The organism is Actinacidiphila sp. bgisy160, assembly GCF_965342435.1.
Lineage (GTDB): Bacteria > Actinomycetota > Actinomycetes > Streptomycetales > Streptomycetaceae > Actinacidiphila.
Map to the genome: position 1 here is coordinate 39,117 of NZ_CBDRCM010000047.1, position 20,647 is coordinate 59,763.

The 20,647-nt window shown below is 72.9% G+C and carries 23 protein-coding genes; 17 read left to right on the forward strand and 6 right to left on the reverse strand.

All coding sequences use genetic code 11. From position 1 onward, the window contains the following. Window positions 1–6: 6 nt before the first annotated feature. Together ACRWNP_RS28600 and ACRWNP_RS28605 are read left to right on the forward strand one after the other, a co-directional pair. Window positions 7–1,206, forward strand: a complete 1,200-nt coding sequence (locus tag ACRWNP_RS28600; protein ID WP_431966328.1) for an alpha/beta hydrolase — start codon at window positions 7–9, stop codon at window positions 1,204–1,206. Window positions 1,207–1,282: 76 nt separating this feature from the next. Beyond that, window positions 1,283–2,071 (forward strand): DUF4429 domain-containing protein, encoded by a 789-nt coding sequence (locus ACRWNP_RS28605; protein ID WP_431966330.1) that lies wholly within the window; start codon window positions 1,283–1,285, stop codon window positions 2,069–2,071. On the opposite strand, the gene ACRWNP_RS28610 is transcribed toward ACRWNP_RS28605, so the two are convergent. Together ACRWNP_RS28610 and ACRWNP_RS28615 are read right to left on the reverse strand one after the other, a co-directional pair. Continuing rightward, window positions 2,032–3,051, reverse strand: a complete 1,020-nt coding sequence (locus ACRWNP_RS28610; protein WP_431966376.1) for an aldo/keto reductase — start codon at window positions 3,049–3,051, stop codon at window positions 2,032–2,034. The two genes, ACRWNP_RS28605 and ACRWNP_RS28610, sit on opposite strands and share 40 nt — an antisense overlap. Window positions 3,052–3,056: 5 nt before the next feature. After that, window positions 3,057–3,518, reverse strand: a complete 462-nt coding sequence (locus ACRWNP_RS28615) for a MerR family transcriptional regulator (RefSeq protein ID WP_431966332.1) — start codon at window positions 3,516–3,518, stop codon at window positions 3,057–3,059. A gap of 61 nt (window positions 3,519–3,579) precedes the next feature. Between ACRWNP_RS28615 and ACRWNP_RS28620 the strand changes: the two genes are divergently transcribed. Continuing rightward, a complete protein-coding gene (locus tag ACRWNP_RS28620; protein WP_431966334.1) occupies window positions 3,580–4,398 on the forward strand; it encodes a serine hydrolase domain-containing protein in 819 nt (272 codons plus the stop codon). A 92-nt stretch (window positions 4,399–4,490) separates the two neighbouring features. Here the strand turns inward: ACRWNP_RS28620 and ACRWNP_RS28625 are convergent, their stop codons facing one another. Further along, complete coding sequence (locus tag ACRWNP_RS28625; protein ID WP_431966336.1) at window positions 4,491–5,219, reverse strand: cache domain-containing protein; 729 nt, start codon at window positions 5,217–5,219, stop codon at window positions 4,491–4,493. A 46-nt stretch (window positions 5,220–5,265) separates the two neighbouring features. Next, a complete protein-coding gene (locus tag ACRWNP_RS28630; RefSeq protein ID WP_431966338.1) occupies window positions 5,266–6,006 on the reverse strand; it encodes a FadR/GntR family transcriptional regulator in 741 nt (246 codons plus the stop codon). Window positions 6,007–6,119: 113 nt separating this feature from the next. Between ACRWNP_RS28630 and ACRWNP_RS28635 the strand changes: the two genes are divergently transcribed. The 9 genes from ACRWNP_RS28635 (at window position 6,120) to fabF (ending at window position 15,112) form a co-directional block, all read left to right on the forward strand. Beyond that, complete coding sequence (locus ACRWNP_RS28635; RefSeq protein WP_431966340.1) at window positions 6,120–7,199, forward strand: ABC transporter ATP-binding protein; 1,080 nt, start codon at window positions 6,120–6,122, stop codon at window positions 7,197–7,199. Beyond that, on the forward strand, window positions 7,190–8,389 hold the full coding sequence (locus tag ACRWNP_RS28640) for an ABC transporter substrate-binding protein (protein WP_431966342.1): 1,200 nt from the start codon (window positions 7,190–7,192) through the stop codon (window positions 8,387–8,389). The genes ACRWNP_RS28635 and ACRWNP_RS28640 overlap by 10 nt, the downstream gene beginning before the upstream one ends. Window positions 8,390–8,396: 7 nt before the next feature. Continuing rightward, window positions 8,397–9,293 (forward strand): ABC transporter permease, encoded by an 897-nt coding sequence (locus ACRWNP_RS28645; protein WP_431966344.1) that lies wholly within the window; start codon window positions 8,397–8,399, stop codon window positions 9,291–9,293. A gap of 11 nt (window positions 9,294–9,304) precedes the next feature. Beyond that, window positions 9,305–10,120, forward strand: a complete 816-nt coding sequence (locus ACRWNP_RS28650; protein WP_431966346.1) for an ABC transporter permease — start codon at window positions 9,305–9,307, stop codon at window positions 10,118–10,120. 66 nt (window positions 10,121–10,186) lie between these two features. Continuing rightward, window positions 10,187–11,386 carry a PucR family transcriptional regulator gene (locus ACRWNP_RS28655; RefSeq protein WP_431966348.1) on the forward strand — a complete coding sequence of 400 codons (1,200 nt, stop codon included), beginning with the start codon at window positions 10,187–10,189 and terminating at the stop codon, window positions 11,384–11,386. A 101-nt stretch (window positions 11,387–11,487) separates the two neighbouring features. After that, window positions 11,488–12,423 (forward strand): ACP S-malonyltransferase, encoded by a 936-nt coding sequence (locus ACRWNP_RS28660; RefSeq protein ID WP_431966350.1) that lies wholly within the window; start codon window positions 11,488–11,490, stop codon window positions 12,421–12,423. A 14-nt stretch (window positions 12,424–12,437) separates the two neighbouring features. Continuing rightward, window positions 12,438–13,469, forward strand: coding sequence for a ketoacyl-ACP synthase III (locus ACRWNP_RS28665; protein ID WP_431966352.1), 1,032 nt, complete (start codon window positions 12,438–12,440; stop codon window positions 13,467–13,469). A 73-nt stretch (window positions 13,470–13,542) separates the two neighbouring features. Continuing rightward, a complete protein-coding gene (locus tag ACRWNP_RS28670) occupies window positions 13,543–13,788 on the forward strand; it encodes an acyl carrier protein (protein WP_018556746.1) in 246 nt (81 codons plus the stop codon). A gap of 64 nt (window positions 13,789–13,852) precedes the next feature. Then, window positions 13,853–15,112: a beta-ketoacyl-ACP synthase II gene (gene fabF / locus ACRWNP_RS28675; protein WP_431966354.1), complete on the forward strand. Its 1,260-nt coding sequence runs from the start codon at window positions 13,853–13,855 to the stop codon at window positions 15,110–15,112. Between the two features lie 68 nt (window positions 15,113–15,180). Here the strand turns inward: fabF and ACRWNP_RS28680 are convergent, their stop codons facing one another. Continuing rightward, window positions 15,181–16,137: a beta-ketoacyl-ACP synthase 3 gene (locus ACRWNP_RS28680; protein WP_431966356.1), complete on the reverse strand. Its 957-nt coding sequence runs from the start codon at window positions 16,135–16,137 to the stop codon at window positions 15,181–15,183. Window positions 16,138–16,199: 62 nt separating this feature from the next. On the opposite strand from ACRWNP_RS28680, the gene ACRWNP_RS28685 reads away from it, so the two are divergent. The 3 genes from ACRWNP_RS28685 (at window position 16,200) to ACRWNP_RS28695 (ending at window position 18,296) form a co-directional block, all read left to right on the forward strand. Continuing rightward, window positions 16,200–16,802: a TetR/AcrR family transcriptional regulator gene (locus ACRWNP_RS28685; RefSeq protein ID WP_431966358.1), complete on the forward strand. Its 603-nt coding sequence runs from the start codon at window positions 16,200–16,202 to the stop codon at window positions 16,800–16,802. A 72-nt stretch (window positions 16,803–16,874) separates the two neighbouring features. Next, window positions 16,875–17,531 carry a hypothetical protein gene (locus ACRWNP_RS28690; protein ID WP_431966360.1) on the forward strand — a complete coding sequence of 219 codons (657 nt, stop codon included), beginning with the start codon at window positions 16,875–16,877 and terminating at the stop codon, window positions 17,529–17,531. A 3-nt stretch (window positions 17,532–17,534) separates the two neighbouring features. Further along, window positions 17,535–18,296 (forward strand): DUF4239 domain-containing protein, encoded by a 762-nt coding sequence (locus tag ACRWNP_RS28695; RefSeq protein WP_431966362.1) that lies wholly within the window; start codon window positions 17,535–17,537, stop codon window positions 18,294–18,296. On the opposite strand, the gene ACRWNP_RS28700 is transcribed toward ACRWNP_RS28695, so the two are convergent. Further along, on the reverse strand, window positions 18,297–19,172 hold the full coding sequence (locus ACRWNP_RS28700; RefSeq protein ID WP_431966364.1) for an NAD(P)-dependent oxidoreductase: 876 nt from the start codon (window positions 19,170–19,172) through the stop codon (window positions 18,297–18,299). Window positions 19,173–19,271: 99 nt separating this feature from the next. Here ACRWNP_RS28700 and ACRWNP_RS28705 point away from each other — a divergent pair, with 99 nt between their 5' ends. Both ACRWNP_RS28705 and ACRWNP_RS28710 read left to right on the forward strand, forming a co-directional pair. Further along, window positions 19,272–19,856, forward strand: coding sequence for a sigma-70 family RNA polymerase sigma factor (locus ACRWNP_RS28705; RefSeq protein ID WP_431966366.1), 585 nt, complete (start codon window positions 19,272–19,274; stop codon window positions 19,854–19,856). Then, window positions 19,853–20,635: an anti-sigma factor gene (locus tag ACRWNP_RS28710; protein WP_431966368.1), complete on the forward strand. Its 783-nt coding sequence runs from the start codon at window positions 19,853–19,855 to the stop codon at window positions 20,633–20,635. Before ACRWNP_RS28705 ends, ACRWNP_RS28710 begins: the two co-directional genes overlap by 4 nt. Window positions 20,636–20,647 lie beyond the last annotated feature (12 nt).

Here is a 20,647-nt window from a genome sequence, read left to right on the forward strand (position 1 = left end):
CCCCCAGTGAACCTCGTCGACGAGCGCTTCAGCTCTCCCTCCGTGCGCGCCCTCCTGGCCCTGGCCGTGGTCTTCGTCATGCTGGCGACCACCGGCTGGACCGCGCTGCGCCATCACAAGGGCGGCGGGGACGCGCTGGCGGTGGCCACGGCCGCGTGGCGGCACGGCTCGGTGGGCGGGCATCCGCTCCCCGACCCCCGGTCGGGCCCCGGCATCATCGCCCGCTTCTTCGCCTCGGTCGGGCCGGACGGCGCCAAGCGGCTCGCCGAGCGCTACCCGCTCGTCGTCGGCAACCTCAACGGCGCTCCGATCTCGCTGCGTTACCAGGCCAACCGGCGCTCGCTCCGCACGGCCGGCCTTCAGGAGACCGCCCGCTCGCACAGCTCCCTGCTGACCGCCGAGGGCCGCGAGGACGCCGCGCAGCGCGCCGGCCGCTACGCCTCGCTACTCGACGGCGGACGGCAGATCCTCGCCTTCGACCCCACCGGCCGCGGACGCGCCGCCGAAGTGTTCGGCGACCTCGACACCGCCGAACGGGTGTCGGTCGTCGTGCCCGGGGTCGACACCGACGTGCTCTCCTTCGAGCGCGAGGACGATCCGGCCCGCGCCCCCGTCGGCATGGCCCGCGCGCTGTACGCGGCCGAGCGCGCCGCCGCCCCGCGCACGAGCACGGCCGTGATCGCCTGGGCCGACTACACCACCCCGCAGGGCGTGGGCCTGGACGCCTCCACCGGGGAACTCGCCGAGCAGGGCGCCGTCCGGCTGACATCACTGGTTCGGGCGCTGCCGGGACGCGGTTCGGTCTCGCTGTTCTGCCACTCCTACGGCTCGGTGCTGTGCGGCGTCGCCGCCCCCGGCCTGCCGTCCGGCCGGGTCTCCGACATCGCCGTCTTCGGCAGCCCCGGCATGCGGGCGGACACGGCGGCCGACCTCGGCACGGCCGCCCGGGTGTGGGCCACACGCGACGGCACCGACTGGATCGGCGACGTGCCGCACATGGAGTTCGCCGGCCTCGGCCACGGCGCGGACCCCGTCTCCCGGGCCTTCGGCGCCCGGGTGGTGACCTCCGAGGACGCCGAGGGACACGCGGGGTACTTCCGCTCCGGCACCGACAGCCTCGCCAACTTCACCAGCATCGCCCTCGGCCGCTACCCGGACGTCCGGTGCGCCGCCGGCAGCGACTGCACGGCGGGCGCGGCCTGGTAGGCCTGGCCTACGCCTGGCCTAGTCCGGCCGCTCCCGGCCGGTTCCCGAAACGGCGACGCGGCCTACGATGACCCGTATGGGTGACGTATTGGCCGGATCCAACGCCGTATGGGAGTTCGATACCGATGCGGTGCTCATCCGTTACGAGCGGGGGATGCGCAACTCGAAGCTGCTGCAGACCCTGGTGCGGCGGCGTGTCCCCTACGAGGCCCTCGCGGGCGTCGAACTGGCCCCGGGGCGGCGCGGCACGATCGTGCTGCGCGCGCTCCCGCGGCGGGGCGCCGATCCGCTGATGGAGGCCGCCAAGGGCCAGCTCAAGGAGACCGCCGACCCCTACCGCCTGGTGCTGCCCGCCGAGCGGGAGCTGCTCGCCGAGTACTACGCCGGGGAACTGCTCTCCGCGATCGGGGCGGCCGGCGGCGGCGCGGACGCCGAACCGGCCCCGCGCCACCTGGTGGAGGTGCCGTCCGCGCCCCTGTCGTTCAAGGCGTACGACGGCAAGGCGTCCTTCGACGGCGAGACGGTGTCCTTCCGCTGGTTCTGGACGGGCGCGTCGACAGCCAAGTGGAAGGCCGGTGACCAGCACTTCCCGGTCGCCGGGCTGTCCGGCGTCGACTGGCGCTCCCCCGAGATGCTCGGCGGCCACCTGCGGCTGCTGGCGCGCGACGCGGAGGGCCGCCCCTCCGGCAACCCCGACGACGACCCGGCGACCGTGGTGTTCGGCCTCGGCTACGGCCTCGTCCACGAGTCGCTGCCGCTGGCGGCGGCGGTCCTGGCGGCGGTCCAGCGGGCCGCTCGGACGCGGCCCGCCCTGGACCGGGACGGCTACTCGCGGGCCGCCGACGTGGACGACATGTCGGGGTAGCGGTCACCCGCGACCTGCCCGGCGATCGGCTCCAGCCGGCCCAGCTCGGCCTCGTCGAGGACGATCCGGGTGGCGGCGGCGTTCTCCCGCAGGCGCTCGGCCCTGCGGGTGCCCGGGATGGGCACGACGGTCAGCCCGTGCACCTGCGCCCGCTGCTGCACCCACGCCAGGGCGATCTGGGCGGGCGTGGCGTCGTGGGCCTTCGCGACCTCGCGCAGCGGCTCCAGCAGGTCGAGGTTGCGCTTGGCGTTCTCCCCGGAGAAGCGGGGCTGGTACTGACGGAAGTCGTCCGCCGACAGCTGGGAGGCGTCCTGGAAGGAGCCGGTCAGGAAGCCGCGGCCCAGCGGGGAGTACGGCACGAGTGCCACCCCCAGCTCGGCGGCGGCACCGGTCAGCGAGATCTCCACGTCCCGGCTGAACAGCGACCACTCGGACTGCACGGCCGCGATCGGGTGCACGGCGTGTGCCTCGCGCAGCTCGGCCCCGGTCACCTCCGACAGGCCCAGGTGCTTCACCTTGCCCGCCCGCACCAGCTCGGCCATCGCGCCGACGGACTCGGCCAGCGGCACGGCGGGGTCGCGGCGGTGCATGTAGTACAGGTCGATGACGTCCACGCCGAGGCGCCGCAGGCTGCCGTCGACTGCCCGGCGGATGTACTCCGGGTCGTTGCGCACGCCCCGGTACCGCAGGTCGTCGGCCTTGCGCTCTATGCCGAACTTGGTGGCGAGGGTGATCCCGTCCCGGTGCTCCCGCACGAAGGGGGCGATGAACTCCTCGTTGGCCCCCATGCCGTACACATCGGCGGTGTCGAAGAGCGTCACCCCGAGGTCCAGGGCGGTGCCGAGCGTGGCGCGGGCCGCGGCCTCGTCGGTGGGGCCGTAGAACTCGCTCATCCCCATGCAGCCCAGGCCCTGCACGCCGACCAGGGGGCCGCTCGTGCCGAGCGTGACCTTGACGATCGGCTCGTTGTTGTCGCTCATCCCGTTCATGCCCTCTCCGACGCCCGGCGGGCGTCAGCGTAGGTGTCGATCTTGTGGTCGAGGACCGCGAGGGTGTCCTGCAGCTCGGCGATCCGCCGCACCACGTCGCGCCGGGTCGACTCCAGCAGCTCCTGGCGGTCGCAGAAGGTGTGCTCCCCCAGCCGCACCAGCTCGGCGTAGCGGACCATGTCCGCGACCGGCATCCCGGTCAGCCGCAGCTTGCCGACGAAGGCCAGCCAGTCGAGGTCGCGGTTGGTGAAGCGGCGCTGCCCGGTGTGGGAGCGGTCGACGTGCGGCATCAGCCCGATCCGCTCGTACCAGCGCAGCGTGTGCGCGCTCAGACCGGTGAAGGCCGCCACCTCGCTGATCGTGTAGCGGTCCCGGCCGTCCGGGAGGGGGTGCCGCACCTCGTCGGAGCAGCTGAGTACGCTTCCGGGCTTGCCCTTGGCCACCTGCGTCACGGTCATGGGTTCCACGCTAAAACCCTGGAGTGCACTCCAGGCAAGGCCATTCGTTAGGCTCACGGTCATGCGGAGCCTGAGCAGCCTGAACGCGATCGAGAACTGGCCTGTCCCGACGGCCGCGGCGGCGGTCGTCCGCCGTGACGGCACCGTCCTGGGAGCGTACGGCGAGACCGGGCGGCGCTTCCGGCTGGCCTCGGTGACCAAGCCGCTGTCCGCCTACGCGGCGCTGGTCGCGATCGAGGAAGGCGCGATCGAGCTCGACGAGGCGGCCGGCCCCGAGGGCTCGACCGTACGGCACCTGCTCGCCCACACCTCCGGCCTCGCCTTCGACGAGCACCGGGTGATGGCGGCCCCCGGCACGCGGCGGATCTACTCCAACGCGGGCTTCGACGCGCTGGCGGACCACATCGCCAAGGCCACCGAGATCCCCTTCGCCGAGTACCTGCGGCAGGCGGTCCTGGAGCCGCTCGGCATGCACGCCACCGACTGCCCGGGCTCGGCGGGCGCCGGCGCGGTCTCCACCGCCGACGACCTGGTCCGCTTTGCCGTCGAGCTGCAGGCACCGCGGCTGCTGGCCGCGGAGACGGTCGCCGCGGCGACCTCCGTCGTCTTCCCCGGCCTCAAGGGCGTGCTGCCCGGCTACGGCGGCCAGAACCCCAACGACTGGGGCCTGGGCTTCGAGATCCGGGGCCACAAGTCCCCGCACTGGACGGGCGCCTCGTCCTCCCCGCGCACCTTCGGCCACTTCGGCCAGTCCGGCACCTTCCTGTGGGTCGACCCCGACGCCGGCGCCGCCTGCGTCGTCCTGACGGACCGTGACTTCGGCGAGTGGGCCCTGCCGTTGTGGCCGGCGCTCACGAACGCGGTGCTGGCGGAGCTCTGACCGCTCCCCCGCCACGCGCGTTCCCGGGCCCGGAGCCGCGCCGGAGCCGCGCCGGAGCCGCGCGGCGGGCTTTCCCGGCACGCGGCGCGGAACTACGCGCCGCGGGACTGTCCGGGGAGAGCCGTGACGAGCGTCAGCGGGATCGGTCCGCAGGACCGGCCGCTGAAGCTCCGCAGGAGCGAGCCGGCCAGGTGCCGGGGGTCGGTGGAGGCGGCGACCCGGCCCCGGGCGTTGACCAGGGCGGCCGGCGCGGGCAGCCGGCGCAGCAGCGGCAGCACCGCGGCCTCGAAGTGCCGCAGGTACACGTCGGCGGCGGCGACGCCGAGGAAGCGGCCGCCGTGCTGGACCGGCACCGACAGGGTGAGGCTGTACTCGTCGGAGCACAGGTAGTCCACGTACGGTCCGGCCACGGCGCGCTCGCCGGTGCTGCGGGGCAGCGCGAACCAGTCCCAGTGCGTGTAGTCCGAGTAGGCCGAGGTGCCCGGGTCGAGGTCGGGCAGGAGCGGTCGCAGGCCGTCCTCCCCGTGGTTCTGCCACCACTCCAGCCAGGCCGGCACATCGCCGAGCAGCCCGGGTTCGGCGATGAAGCCGATGCCGGAGACCAGGTCGTGCCGGCGCCGCAGCCGCTCGTGCAGCAGCGGGCGCAGGGCGGCGAGGTCCGCGGTGGTGGGGGCCCGGCCGGCGGCGCGGACGGCGGCGATGGCGGTGGTGCGCTCGGCGACCTGGGCGACGTCCGCGAAGACGTCCTCCAAAGTGCCGCGGACCCGGTCCACGACGTCGGCGACGACCTCGTCGACGAGGGTGGTTGAGCTGACGGCCACGGCGGCTGCCTCCGGTGCGGGAGGACGGGAGGTGCGGACGCCCGGGTCAGCCGGTGACGGTCAGACGCAGTCCGATCAGGCGCTCCATCGCGTGCTGCACCCGCCGTTCGGCCAGGGACCGGGCCAGCTCCGGGTCGCCGTCGCGCACGGCGCGGAGCAGCGCGCGGTGCAGCCCGACGACCTCCGCGCGGGCGTCGTCCTCCCCGAGTGCGAGACAGATTAGCGCTCCGATCTCCGCCTGGATACGGATCTCCTCCTTGGTGAGACGGGCCGACTGGGCGGCCGCGGCGAGCTCCACGTGCAGCCTGCCGTAGACGCGGCCGCGGGCGGCGAGGTCGTCGGCGGCCTCGAACTCCTCCAGGGAGCGTTCCAGCGGAACGAGGTCCGCGGGCTCGGTGCGCTGGGCGGCCAGCCGGGCGGCGGTGCCGGCGACGGCGGCCCAGTGGTCGGCCAGGTCACGCAGTTCCTCGGTGCTCCAGTCGGCCAGCCGGTGGCCGAGCCGGGTGGTGCGCGGCGGGTCGGGGGCGGTGACGAAGCTGCCGCCGCCGCGACCGCGGCGGGTGGTGACCAGTCCCTGCTGGCGCAGGGCCATGAGGGCCTCGCGCAGGGTCACGGTGGACACGCCGAGGCGGGTGGCGAGCTCGGTCTCGCCGGGGAGCTGCTCGCCGTCGGCGAGCAGGCCCAGTTCGATGGCGTCCGCAAGGCGCCGTACGACCGCGTCGACCCGGGCGAGGTTGCCGACCGGCGCGAAGACGGCGTGCAGCGCGCCATTCGAAAGTTTGCTCACCCGCCCACCTTCTCACTTGGCGAAAGTTTTACCCCGGCCAGGCCTTGTCCTTTGAAATATAACTTCATAGGTTTCCGGTCAATGTTCCAGGCGAAGAGAAAGGTTCCCCGCCGATGGAGGGAACGGCCGAGGCAACGGACACCGGGACCCCCGCCGTACGCCTGAGGGACCTGCGCAAGTCCTTCGGCCAAGTGCACGCGGTCGCCGGGGTGGACCTGGAGATCGCCGACGGAGAGTTCTTCTCGATGCTGGGCCCCTCCGGTTCCGGCAAGACCACGGTGCTGCGGATGATCGCGGGCTTCGAGGCCCCCACCGCCGGCACCGTGGCGCTGGCCGGCCGGGACGTCACCCGGCTCGCCCCCTTCGAGCGGGACGTCAACACCGTCTTCCAGGACTACGCGCTCTTCCCGCACATGACGGTGGAGCAGAACGTCGCCTACGGGCTGAAGGTCCGCGCGGTGCCCAAGGCGGAGCGGATCGAACGCGCCCGCGCGGCGCTCGCCTCGGTCCGGCTGGAGGGCTTCGGCGGTCGCCGCCCGGCGCAGCTCTCCGGCGGCCAGCGGCAGCGGGTCGCGCTGGCCCGCGCCCTGGTGGGCCGGCCCCGGGTGCTGCTGCTCGACGAGCCGCTGGGGGCGCTCGATCTCAAGCTGCGCGAGCAGATGCAGGTCGAACTGAAGGCGATCCAGCGCGAGGTGGGCATCACCTTCGTCTTCGTCACCCACGACCAGGAGGAGGCGCTGACCCTCAGCGACCGGATCGCGGTCTTCAACGGCGGCCGGATCGAGCAGGTGGGCACCCCCGCCGAGGTGTACGAGCGGCCGGCCACGCCCTTCGTCGCCGGCTTCGTCGGCACCTCCAACCTGCTCACCGACGACACCGGGACCTACAGCGTCCGCCCGGAGAAGATCCGCCTGCTGGCCCCCGGCGTGCCCCCCGGGCCCCCGGACCCCGCGGACGACGAGCTGCGCACCGTCTCCGGCACCGTCGCCGAGGTCGTCTACCTCGGCGACGCCACCCGCTTCCTGGTCGACCTCGACGAGGGCGGCCGGCTGACCGCCCTGCAGCAGAACCAGGAGACCTCCTCGGCCGACGTCGCCGCCTACCGGGGAACCCGCGTCCGCCTCCAGTGGCACCGCCGGCACAACGTCACCGTCCAGTCCCCCCACCCGGAAACGGAGTCCACGTGCGTCTGACCCGTACCCTCGCAGCCTTTACCGTCCTGGCCCTGGCCACCGCCTGCGGCGGGTCGTCCCCCTCCGGAAAGGGCACCGGCCCCTCCGGCGGCGCCTTCACCCCGCCCAAGCTCAGCGCGCCGAAGGCCCTGGGCAGGACCGAGGGCGCGGTCAACCTGATCGCCTGGGCCGGCTACGCCGAGGACGGCTCGAACGACAAGTCCGTCGACTGGGTCACCCCGTTCGAGAAGGCGACCGGCTGCCAGGTCAACACCAAGGTGGCCGGCACGTCCGACGAGATGGTCAGCCTGATGAAGACCGGCCAGTACGACGCCGTCTCGGCCTCCGGCGACGCCTCGCTGCGCCTCATCGCCTCGGGCGACGCGGCGCCGGTCAACACCGGGCTGGTCCCCAACTACAAGGACGTCTTCGCCAGCCTGAAGATGCAGAAGTGGAACTCGGTGAACAAGGTCGCCTACGGCATTCCGCACGGCCGCGGCGCCAACCTGCTGATGTACCGCACCGACAAGGTCTCCCCCGCCCCCACTTCCTGGTCGGCGGTCTTCGAGGCGGCCTCCCCCTACAAGGGCCACGTCACCGCGTACGACTCCGCCATCTACATCGCGGACGCCGCGCTGTACCTGATGAAGACCAAGCCGGAGCTGGGCATCAAGGACCCGTACGCGCTGGACCAGAAGCAGTTCGACGCCTCCGTCGCCCTGCTGAAGGAGCAGAACGCCAACGTCGGCGAGTACTGGAGCGACTACCTCAAGGAGATCTCCGCCTTCAAGAGCGGCGACTCCGTCATCGGCACCAGCTGGCAGGTCATCGCCAACCTCGCCAAGGGCGAGAAGGCGCCGGTCGAGGCGGTCCTGCCGAGCGAGGGCTCCACCGGCTGGTCCGACACCTGGATGGTCTCGGCCAAGGCCAAGCACCCCAACTGCGCCTACAAGTGGCTTGACTGGATCGTCTCGCCGAAGGTGAACGCCCAGGTCGCCGAGTGGTTCGGCGAGGCCCCGGCGAACGAGAAGTCCTGCGCCCTGACCGCGGACAAGAACCACTGCACCGTCTTCCACGCGGCCGACGAGCCGTACTGGAAGCAGGTCCACTTCTGGAACACGCCCATCCCGCAGTGCCTGGACGGCCGCACCGACGTGAAATGCGTGCCCTACGCCAAGTGGGTCCAGGCCTGGACCGAGATCAAGGGCTGAGCCGTCCGTGACCACCTCGTCCACCCCGTCCACCACGAGCGGCGCCCTCGGGCGGCGGCTGGCAGGTTCCCTGCACCGCCGCCCGCGGCTGCGGCTGTCGCTGCTGCTGTCCGCCCCGCTGCTGTGGCTGGTCCTGGCCTATCTGGGCTCGCTGGCAGCGCTGTTCCTCTCCGCGTTCTGGACGACCGACGCCTTCACCTCCGACGTGGTCAAGGTCTGGAACACCGACAATTTCCGCACCGTCCTCACCACCGGCGTCTACCGGGACGTCGCCCTGCGCAGCATCGGCGTCGCGGTCGCGGTGACCGCGATCGACATCGTCATCGCCTTCCCGATCGCCTTCTACACCGCCCGGGTGGCCGCCCCGAGGTACCGGCACCTGCTGGTCGTCGCCGTGCTCACGCCGCTGTGGGCGAGCTACCTGGTCAAGGCGTACGCCTGGCGGATCATCCTCTCCGAGGACGGGCCGCTGGACTGGGTGCTCAGGCCCCTCGGTCTGAGCGGTCCCGGCTACGGGCTGCCCGCGGCGATCATGGTGCTGGCCTACCTGTGGCTGCCGTACATGATCCTGCCGATCCACGCCGGGCTGGAGCAGCTGCCGGCCAGCCTGCTGGACGCCTCCGCGGACCTGGGCGCCCGCACCTGGCGCACCTTCAGGTCCGTGGTGCTGCCGATGGTGCTGCCCTCGGTCGCGGCCGGCTCCGTCTTCACCTTCTCGCTCAGCCTCGGCGACTACATCGCGGTGCAGATCGTCGGTGGCAAGACCCAGCTGATCGGCAACGTCGTCTACTCCAACATCACCCTCGACCTGCCGCTCGCCGCCGCGCTGGGCACCGTGCCGGTCGCGGTCATCGTCGTCTATCTGCTGGCCATGCGGCGCACCGGCGCGCTCCGGAGTCTGTGAGGGCCGTGACCATGCAACTATCCCGTCCCGCCCGCGTCGCCCTGCGCGTCGCGGCCGTGCTGGGCTTCACCTTCATCTACGCACCGCTGCTGCTCGTCCTGCTCAACTCCTTCAACGCCGCGCGCGGCTTCGGCTGGCCCCCCTCGGGCCTGACCCTGCACTGGTGGGCCGACGCCTGGCACAGCTCCGGCGCCCGCTCCGCGCTGTGGACCTCGGTGAAGGCGGGCCTGGGCGCGACAGCGATCTCCCTGGTCCTCGGCACCATGATCGCCTTCGCGGTCTCGCGGTACCGCTTCTTCGGGCGGGAGGCGCTCTCCTTCCTGGTCGTGTTGCCGATCGCGCTGCCCGGCATCGTCACGGGCATCGCCCTCAACACCGCGTTCCGCACGGTGCTGGAACCGCTCGGGGTCGGGCTGGGCCTGTTCACGGTCGTCGTCGGCCACGCCACCTTCTGCGTCGTGGTGGTCTTCAACAACGTCGTGGCCCGGCTGCGGCGCACCTCCGGCTCGTTCGAGGAGGCGGCGATGGACCTGGGGGCCGACACCTTCCAGGTCTTCCGCGACATCACCTTCCCGCTGGTGCGCACGGCCGTGCTGGCGGGCGGGCTGCTCGCCTTCGCCCTCTCCTTCGACGAGATCGTCGTCACCACCTTCACCGCCGGTCCCGGCGTCCAGACCCTCCCCGTGTGGATCTTCAGCAACATGGCCAGGCCGCAGCAGGCTCCCGTCGTCAACGTGGTCGCCGCCGTCCTGGTCGCCGCGTCGGTGGTCCCGGTCTACCTCGCCCAGCGGCTGTCCGCGGACTCCGCCTCGGGAGGCCGCATCTGAGCCACGGGTGGGCGCGGGAGAGGGGTCCGTGCCATGCATCCGCCCGGATAAGGCAGGCTTGTACCCGTGCCAGAACCCGCGCTGAACGCAGTCGACCCCGCCCGCGACCACTCCCACTCCGCCACGCTGAAGAGGCTGGAGAAGTCCTCGGGGCGCCTGGCGGCGGCCGCGATCGCGCGGATGGACGCGCAGCTGCCCTGGTACCGGGCCATGCCGCCGGAGAACCGCTCGTGGATCGGGCTGGTGGCGCAGGCGGGCATCGCGGCCTTCACGGAGTGGTTCCGCCACCCGGAGACCCCGCAGGCGATCAGCACCGACGTCTTCGGCACCGCCCCCCGGGAGCTGACCAGGGCCATCTCGTTGCGCCAGACGGTGGAGATGGTGCGCACCACCATCGAGGTCATGGAAGCGGCGATCGACGAGGTCGCGGCTCCCGGCGACGAGTCGGTGCTGCGCGAGGCACTGCTGGTGTACGCGCGGGAGATCGCCTTCGCGACGGCCCAGGTGTACGCCCAGGCCGCCGAGGCGCGCGGCGCCTGGGACGCCCGGCTGGAGTCCCTGGTGGTCAACGCGGTGCTGTCCGGGGAGGCGGACGAGGGCGTGCTGTCGCGGGCGGCGGCGCTCGGCTGGAGCTCCCCCGACAAGATCGCGGTGGTGCTGGGCACGGCACCCAACGGCGACAGCGAGCTCACCGTCGAGGCGATCCGGCGGGCGGCGCGGCACGCCAAGCTCCAGGTTCTCACCGGAGTGCTCGGCGACCGGCTGATCGTGGTCGCGGGCGGCGACGGGGACCCGCTGCGGGTGGCCAAGGCGCTGATCGGGCCGTTCGCTGCGGGGCCGGTGGTGGCCGGGCCCCTGGTGGGCGACCTGCTGGCGGCGTCGAAGTCCGCGCAGGCCGCGGCCGCCGGCCTGCGGGCGTGCGCGGCCTGGCCCGACGCCCCGCGCCCGGTGCTGGCCGACGACCTGCTCCCGGAGCGCGCGATGGCGGGCGACCGACACGCCCGCGATCAGCTGGTGGAGGAGATCTACAGGCCGTTGGAGGAAGCTGGTTCGGCACTGCTTGAGACTCTGTCCGTCTACCTCGAACAGGCCTCGTCGCTGGAAGGGGCCGCCCGGATGTTGTTCGTTCACCCCAACACCGTTCGCTACCGGCTTCGACGTGTGACGGACGTCACCGGCTGGTCGCCGTCGGACGTACGCTCCGCATTCACGCTACGTATCGCGCTCATCCTGGGCCGGCTCTCCGAGTCCGGGCACACACCGTAGATACACTCAGGGCCTTTGTGGGACACCAACAAATCGCCCGTCGGTTCTTGGTCCCTGTCCCCACGGGCGGGGATCACCCCGGTCAAGAGAGAGTTGAAAGCGTGCTCGTACTCGTCGCTCCCGGCCAGGGCGCCCAGGCGCCCGGCTTCCTGAACCCCTGGCTCGAACTCCCCGGTGTCGCCGACCGCCTCGCCGGTCTGTCCTCGACCGCCGGGCTCGACCTCGCCCGCTACGGCACCAAGGCCGAGGCCGAGGAGATCCGTGACACCGCCGTCGCCCAGCCCCTGCTGGTCGCGGCCGGTCTGGTCGCGGCGGAGCAGCTGTTCGGCGATCCGGGCGCCGCGCGCTGCGCGCTGGGCGCCGTGGCCGGTCACAGCGTCGGTGAGATCACGGCGGCGGCCGTCGGGGGTGTGCTGAGCGCCGACGCGGCGATGACTTTCGTCCGTACCCGCAGCACCGCGATGGCCCAGGCCGCGGCCGTCACCGAGACCGGCATGTCGGCCGTGCTCGGCGGCGACCCGGACGTGGTCGTCGCCCACCTGGAGAACCTCGGCCTCACCCCGGCGAACATCAACGGCGCCGGTCAGATCGTGGCGGCCGGCACGGCGAAGCAGCTCGCGGAGCTGACCGCGGACAAGCCGGAGAAGGCGCGGGTCATCCCGCTGAAGGTGGCGGGCGCGTTCCACACCCACCACATGGCCCCGGCCGTGGCCGTGCTGGACGAGCTGGCGCAGACGCTGAAGGTCGCCGACCCGGCGCTGCCGTACGTGTCCAACACCGACGGCACGGTCGTCTCCTCCGGCACCGAGATCGTCTCCCGCCTGGTGTCGCAGGTTTCCAACCCGGTCCGCTGGGACCTGTGCATGGAGACCTTCAAGGAGCTCGGCGTCACCGCGATCATCGAGCTGGTGCCGGGTGGCACCCTGGTGGGACTGGCCAAGCGCGCGCTGCCCGGCGTCGCGACCCTGGCCCTGAAGACCCCGGACGACCTCGACGCCGCCCGCGCGATCGTGGCCGAGCACGGCCCCCAGGAATAGGAGTCCCCGCAGACATGCCGAAGATCAAGCCCAGCAAGGGCTCCCCGTACGCGCGCATCATGGGTGTCGGCGGCTACCGGCCGACCCGCGTGGTGCCCAATGAGGTGATCCTGGAGAACATCGACTCCAGCGACGAGTGGATCCGCTCCCGCTCCGGCATCGCCTCCCGGCACTGGGCCGGCCCGGACGAGACGGTCGCCGAGATGTCGGTCGTCGCGGCGGGCAAGGCCATCGCCGACGCGGGGATCTCGGCCGAGGACATCGGGGGCGTCATCGTCGCCACCGTCTCCCACTTCAAGCAGACGCCGGCGGTCGCGACCGAGATCGCGCACCGGATCGGCGCGGGCAAGCCGGCCGCGTTCGACATCTCGGCGGGCTGCGCCGGCTTCACCTATGCCGTGACCCTCGCCAAGGGCATGGTCACCGAGGGCAGCGCGAAGCACGTCCTGGTGATCGGCGTCGAGCGGCTGAGCGACCTGACCGACAAGTCGGACCGCGCCACCGCTTTCCTCTTCGGCGACGGCGCCGGCGCCGTCATCATCGGCCCGGCCGACGAGCCCGAGATCGGCCCCACCGTGTGGGGCTCGGAGGGCGACAAGGCCGGCACCATCACCCAGACCGTGGCGTGGGACCGCTTCCGTGTGGGTGACGTCGCTCAGCTGCCGGTGGACGAGAACGGGGAAGTGAAGTTCCCCGCGATCACCCAGGAGGGCCAGACCGTCTTCCGCTGGGCGGTGTTCGAGATGGCCAAGGTGGCCCAGGAGGCGCTGGACGCCGCCGGGATCACCGCGGCCGACCTGGACGTCTTCATCCCGCACCAGGCCAACATGCGCATCATCGACTCGATGATCAAGGCGCTCAAGCTGCCTGAGCACGTCGCGGTCGCCCGCGACATCGAGACCACCGGCAACACCTCCGCCGCGTCGATCCCGCTCGCGATGGAGCGCCTGCTCGCCACCGGACAGGCGAAGAGCGGCGACACGGCCCTGATCATCGGTTTCGGGGCGGGGCTCGTCTACGCCGCCACGGTCGTTACCCTCCCCTAGGCAACACCCACGCGGCGCGCACTCCCGCCCGCCGCAGCCCGTAGTAACCAGCACGAAGAAGGAGAGCGCCGCCATGGCCACCCAGGAAGAGATCGTCGAGGGTCTCGCCGAGATCGTGAACGAGATCGCCGGCATCCCGACCGAGGACGTCCAGCTGGACAAGTCCTTCACCGACGACCTGGACGTCGACTCGCTGTCCATGGTCGAGGTCGTCGTCGCCGCCGAGGAGCGCTTCGAGGTCAAGATCCCGGACGACGACGTCAAGCAGCTGAAGACCGTCGGCGACGCCGTCGACTACATCCTCAAGGCCCAGGCCTGAGCCTGAGCCACCCCTGGACGACGTGTCTGTCGCCCGCCCTTCTAGACGTGGAGAGACAATCCCTGTGAGCCCGACCAATCACACCGTGGTCGTCACCGGTATCGGCGCAACCACTCCGCTGGGCGGGGACAGCGCGTCGACCTGGGAAGGGTTGACCGCCGGACGTTCCGGCGTCCGACCCCTGGAGCAGGACTGGGCCGCCGAGCTGCCGGTGCGCATCGCCGCGCAGATCGCCGTGGAACCGCTGGAGGTCCTGCCCCGCCCGGTCGCCCGCAAGCTCGACCGCTCGGCGCAGTTCGCGCTGATCGCCACCCGTGAGGCCTGGGCCGACGCGGGCTTCACCGCCAAGGCCGGCGAGGACAGCTCGGTCGACCCCGACCGCCTGGGCACGGTCATCGCCTCCGGCATCGGAGGCGTCACCACGCTGCTCGACCAGTACGACAACCTCAAGGCGTCCGGCCCGCGCAAGGTGTCCCCGCACACCGTGCCGATGCTGATGCCCAACAGCCCCTCGGCCAACGTCGGGCTGGAGGTCAACGCCCGCGCCGGTGTCCACACCCCGGTCAGCGCCTGCGCCTCCGGCGCCGAGGCCGTCGGCTACGCGTACGAGATGATCCGCTCCGGCCGTGCCGACGTGGTCGTCGCCGGCGGCACCGAGGCGGCCATCCACCCGCTGCCGATCGCGGCCTTCGCCAACATGATGGCGATGTCGAAGAACAACGACGACCCGCAGGGCGCCTCCCGCCCGTACGACAAGGGCCGCGACGGCTTCGTCCTCGGCGAGGGCGCGGGTGTCGTCGTCCTGGAGTCGGCCGAGCACGCCGCCAAGCGCGGCGCCTGGGTCTACGCCGAGGTGCTGGGCCAGGGCCTGTCGGCCGACGCCCACCACATCGCGCAGCCCGAGCCCACCGGCCGCGGCATCGCCGCCGCGCTGGAGCAGCTGATCGCCGCCACCGGCCTGGACCTGGCGCAGGTCGCCCACCTCAACGCGCACGCGACGTCCACCCCGCAGGGTGACGTCGCCGAGGTCAAGGCGCTGCGCAAGGTGCTCGGCGACCACCTCGACCACGTGGCCATCTCCGCCACCAAGTCGATGACCGGTCACCTGCTGGGCGGCGCGGGCGGCATCGAGACGGTCGCCACCGTCCTCGCCCTGCACCACCGGATCGCCCCGCCGACGATCAACATCGCGGACCTGGACGACGAGATCGACCCCGGTCTGGTCTCCACCGAGGCGCGGAAGCTGCCGCAGGGCCCGATCGTGGCCATCAACAACTCCTTCGGCTTCGGCGGCCACAACGTGGTCATGGCCTTCAAGGCCTGAGCCGTACGGCACTCCTGAGGGCCGGTCAGCCGCTCGCGCGGCCGGCCGGCCCTCGGCCGTCTCCCGGGTCAGGGGCAGCCGACGACCTGCCCGGCCCAGGAGAGCCCGCCGCCGAAGCCCAGCAGCAGCACGGGAGCGCCGGGGGTCAGCTCGCCGCGTTCGACGAGCTTGGAGAAGGCGAGCGGCACCGAGGCCGCGGAGGTGTTACCGGAGTCGACGACGTCACGGGCCACCACCGCCTGCGGGGCGCCCAGTTCGCGTACGACGCTCTCGATGATCCGCAGGTTGGCCTGGTGCGTCACGATGCCGCCGAGGTCGCCGACGGGGATACCGGCGCGCCGGCAGGCCTCCTCGGCGATCGGGGCGAGGGTGGTGGTGGCCCAGCGGAAGACCGCCTGACCGTCCTGGGCGAAGCGGGGCTGCCAGGCGCCTGCCAGCCGTACGGCGTCGGCCCGGGTGGGGTCGGAGCCCCACACGACCGGGCCGATGCCGGGGCTCGTCCCCGGAGCGGCATCGGCGGCGCTGACGACGGCCGCACCGGCCCCGTCGCCCAGCAGGACGCAGGTGCTGCGGTCGCTCCAGTCGGTGAGGTCGGACATCTTCTCGGCGCCGATGACCAGGGCGTGCCGGGCGGCGCCGGCCCGCACGGAGTGGTCGGCGGCGGCGAGCGCCGTGGTGAAGCCCGCGCAGGCGTTGTTGAGGTCGTAGGAGGCGGGCGCCGTCATGCCGAGCCGGGCCGCGACCTGGGCGGCGGTGCTGGGGCTGCGGTCGATGGCGCTGGAGGTGGCCACGACGACCAGGTCGATCTCGGCGGGGTCCAGGCCGGCCGTGGCGAGTGCCTTGCCGGCGGCGGCTACGGCCATGTCGGCGACCGTCTCGTCCTCGTCGGCGATGTGCCGGGTCGCGATGCCGGTGCGCTGCCTGATCCAGGCGTCACTGGTGTCGACCATGGCTGCCAGCTCGTCGTTGGTGAGGACGCGCTGCGGCTGGTGGTGGCCCAGGGCGGCGATACGGGATGCAGTCATGGCGGCACTATAGCGACCGATCGGTCGGACTCTAAACGGGAAGGGATGGCTACGATGGCCGCATGAGCCCACGCAAGTCCGCCGCCGAGGCACGTCACACCCGCGAGCGGATCATCGAGCGCAGCGTCGCGGTCGCCTCCGTGGAGGGCCTGGAGGGCCTCACGATCGGCCGGCTCGCGGCCGACCTCGGGATCAGCAAGTCGGGGCTGCTGGGGCACTTCGGTACCAAGGAGGCCCTGCAGATCGCCGCCTTGCGGCGGGCCTCGGAGATCTTCACCCGCGCGGTGTGGGTGCCCGCCGCGGGGGCCGCGCCCGGGCTCGCCCGGCTGACCGCGATCTGCGAGGCCTGGGTCACCTACCTCGACCGCGAACGCGAGGCCTTCCCCGGCGGGTGCCTGTTCACCGCCTCCGCCGTGGAGTTCGACGGCCGCGAGGGGCCGGTACGGAACGCGGTCGCCCGGCTCTACGCCGTCTGGCGGCGACGGCTGCACCGCGACATCCGGGCCGCCGTAGAACACGGCGACCTGCCCCCGGACACCGACCCGGAACAGCTCGTCTTCGAGCTGAACGGGATCTACTTCTCCCTCAACCACGCCGTCCAGCTCTTCGGCGACCGCACCGCCCCCGACCGCGCCCGGCGTGCGCTGCGGCGCGTGCTGAGCTGACGAATCAGCCCTTCGGGGGGATTGGCCGGGTCCCCCGGATGGGCGCGCGCGGCGCCGCGCAGGATCTCGTCCATGAGCATCTGGCTGAGGGGGGCCGGCCTCACGGCGGCCGCGGCGCTGACGGTGCTGGGGCCGGGGCCGGCCGGGGGGACGGCGTACGCGCACGATCCACCGGGTCCGCCGGGCCCGCCCGTGGTCCGGTTCCTGCCCGACGGCACCGTACGGGTGGAGACCGGCGGCGGCGCCGTCCGGGCGGAGACCCGCGGCGGGGAGACACGGGCCCGGGTCACGCACGGCGGGGACACCGTGGACGCGCGCACCGGCGACGGTGGCTCGTCCGCGACCGTCCGGCGACGGCACTGCCCCGCGTACGAGTCGACGGTCGACGCCCGCACCGGCAGCGGCGGTTCACGCGGCTCCGTGTCCTGGCGGCACCCCTGCGGTCCGGCGCCACGCCCCACCCCCACCCCGGCACGCCCCGTGCGCCGCGCGCCGGCCCCCACGCCCACCCCGGCACCGACCCCGGCTCCCACGCCGGCCCCCACGCCGACCCCGAGTCCCGCACCGACGCACCGCGCGCAACTCCCGCCGGTCGCCTACCGGAAGGCGAGCGCGCCGCCACCGCCACAGGGGCCGAGCATCGTCCGGCTCATGCTGCTCGTCACCGCCCCGGCGGTCCTGTCCGCCGCCGCGCTCAAGCCACGCTCCCAAGCCCGCTCACGGAGGTGATCGATGTCGGACTGGCTCGTCCTGGGCATCGCGATGGCCGCGGCCTGCGCCGTGGTGCTGACCATCGTGCTCATCAACCACCGCCGCATCGGCGATGACGACGACCCCTCGCAGACCCCCGACGTCATCGAGTACATGACGATGATGATCGGCGTGGTGTACGCCATCGTCCTCGGCCTCGCCATCGCCGGCGTGTGGGAGGCCCGCGGCGGCGCGGAGGACACCGTCCACCGCGAGACCCAGGCCCTGCACGAGGTACGGCAGCGGGTCCAGGTCTACCCGGCCGCCGTCCGCGACCGGGTGCGCGCCGACGTGGACGCGTACGTCTCCTACGTCGCGCACACCGAACTCCCCCACATGATCGACCACGGGGAGAACACCCGGCGTGGCACGGAACTCCTCGACAAGCTGCGCCGCGACGTGACCGGCTTCGAACCGCGCACCCCGCCGGCCAACCAGGCGTACCAGCCGGTCGTCGACCAGGTCGCGGCCGCCGACGACGCGCGCACCGCACGCGGCGAGCACGCCGGGCCGACCATGCCGGGAGTAGTGTGGTTCGGCCTGGTCGCCGGCGCTCTCGTCGCGGTGGGACTGATCTTCGGCCTGCAGATCCGGCGCTCCCGGCGCGAACTCGTCCTCGCCGGGCTCTACAGCGCCCTGATCGCCTTCTTGCTCTTCCTCATCTGGGACCTGGACGCCCCCTTCGGCCGGGACGCCGCCGAGGCGGCGGCGTCCTTCACCAGCCTCTTCCCGCACATCGGTTGATCACCTCTCGAAGCTCGCGAAGTACGAGGCCGCCATGTCCTCCGCCCCGTGCCCGAGCTCGGCCGCGCGGCGGAAGCGCTCGGCGCCGGCCGCGGCCACGTCGAGCCGGACCCCCACGGACTCCCCCGCCTCCACGATCAGGCGGGCGTCCTTCTCCGCGGTGTGCACGGCGAAGCTGGGGCTGAAGTCGCCGGCCAGGATCGATGCCGCCTTCGCCTGCAGGTAGCCCATGTCGAGGGGGCCGCCGGAGAGGGCCTTGAGAAAGCCGGCCGGGTCCACGCCGAGGCCCTTCGCGAGCGCGAGGGCCTCTGCGGTGCCGTGGGTGACGGTCAGCACCCAGCTGTTGATCACCAGCTTGAGCCGGCTGGCCGCGCCCTCGGCCGCGTCCTCCCCCACCCACACGGTGCGGCTGCCGATCGCGTCGAAGACCGGCGCCACCGCCTGCCGGGCCTCCTGCGGCCCGGCGGCCAGCACCAGCAGTTGCCCGTTCTCCGCGGGCTGCCTGGTGCCCAGCACGGGCGAGTCCAGGAAGACGACGCCGTGCTCGCGCGCGAACTGCGCGAACGCCCCGAGGGCGCCCACGCCCGCGGTGGTGGCCTGCGCCCACACCGCGCCCTTCCGCAAGCCAGGCGCCGCCTGCCGCATGGTCTCGAGGGCGGAATCCCCGTCGTACAGGACGGTCAGCACCACGTCGGCGCCGTCCACCGCCTCCGCGGGGGTGCCGGCGACGCGCGCGCCGTCCTTGCCGAGCGGCTGGGCCTTCTCCTTCGTACGGTTCCACACACGGACGTCGAGGCCGGCCCTGACGAGGTTGCGGGCCATCGCGGCACCCATGATCCCGGTGCCCAGGACTGCTGCTGAGGTGGTGTCGGACATGACTGCCACGGTACGACGGACCAATCCGAATCGCTCGCGGCGCCGAATGCCGGACGCGAGACTTGTCCGCGACACACGGAATCGAACGCTGGAGGTGTGGTGAGGGAACCGCTGCGGTTCGGCAGGCCCGCGCGGCAGGGGCCGGACCTCTCGGAGCTGCTGCTCGCCGTCGCACGCGGCGACCAGGAGGCCTTCGCCCGGCTGTACGACGCCGTGAGCGGACCGGTGCTCGGGCTGGTGCGCGGAGTGCTCAGGGACCCCGCCCAGTCGGAGGAGGTGACGCAGGAGGTGCTGGTGGAGGTGTGGCGCACCGCCGCCCGCTTCCGGCCGGAGAGGGGCGGCGCGATGACCTGGGTGATGACCCTGGCCCACCGCAGGGCCGTGGACCGGGTGCGGTCCGCCAGCGCGGCGGCGGACCGCGAGCACAAGGCGGCGCTGCTGGAGCGCACCCGCGCCTACGACGACGTCACCGAGCAGGTCGAGGCCCGGCTGGAGGCCGAACATGTGCGGCGCTGCATGCGCACCCTCACCGAGGCGCAGCACCAGTCGGTGACCCTCGCCTACTACCGGGGGCTGACGTACCGGGAGGTCGCCGAATTGCTGTCGCTGCCGCTGGGCACCGTCAAGACCCGGCTGCGCGACGGGCTGATCCGGCTGCGCGACTGCCTGGGGGTGACCGCGTGAGCACCGAGGCCGAGCTGCACACCCTCACCGGCGCCTACGCCGTCGACGCGCTGACGCGGCACGAGCGCGCGGAGTTCGAACGCCACCTCGCGGAGTGCGAGGCCTGCGCGCTGGAGGTGCGCGAACTGACCGCGACCGCCGCCCGCCTCGGGCTCGCCGCGACCGAACCCGTCCCGCCCCGCATGAAGGACGACGTCATGCGGCTCATCGTCAACGTGCGGCAGGAGCCGCCTTCGGTGCCCGAGCCACCGCGCGCCGCGGCCCGCGCCCTGCGCCGCCGTGCCTCGCAGCCCGCGCGACGCCGCGTCCGCTTCGCCCTGGCGGCCTGCCTCGCCGCGGCCGCGGCACTGGGCGGGGTCGCGGTCTGGCAGCAGCAACAGCTCGGCGACCTGCGCCAGGAGAACCGGCGGACCCAGGCCCAGGCGGAGCAGATCTCCCGGGTCCTGGCCGCGCCCGACGCCGTCACAACCTCCGCGAAGCTCGCCGGCGGCGCCAGCGGCACGGTCGTGGTCTCCCGCAGTCAGGACCGCGCGGTCTTCTTCGCCCACGGCATGCCGGTGCTCAGCGGCGACCGGGTCTACCAGCTCTGGTACGCCGACGGCGGCCGGATGCGTTCCGCGGGCCTCATGCCGAAGCCGTCCGGCGCCGGCACGACCCAGGCCGTCCTCCTCCAGGGCGCCGTCGACGGCGCCTCCGGCATGGGCATCACCGTCGAACCCCCCGGCGGCTCCCCCCAGCCCACCTCCGACCCCCTGGCCCTGGTGCACTTCGCGGCGTAGGCCGGTACGCGC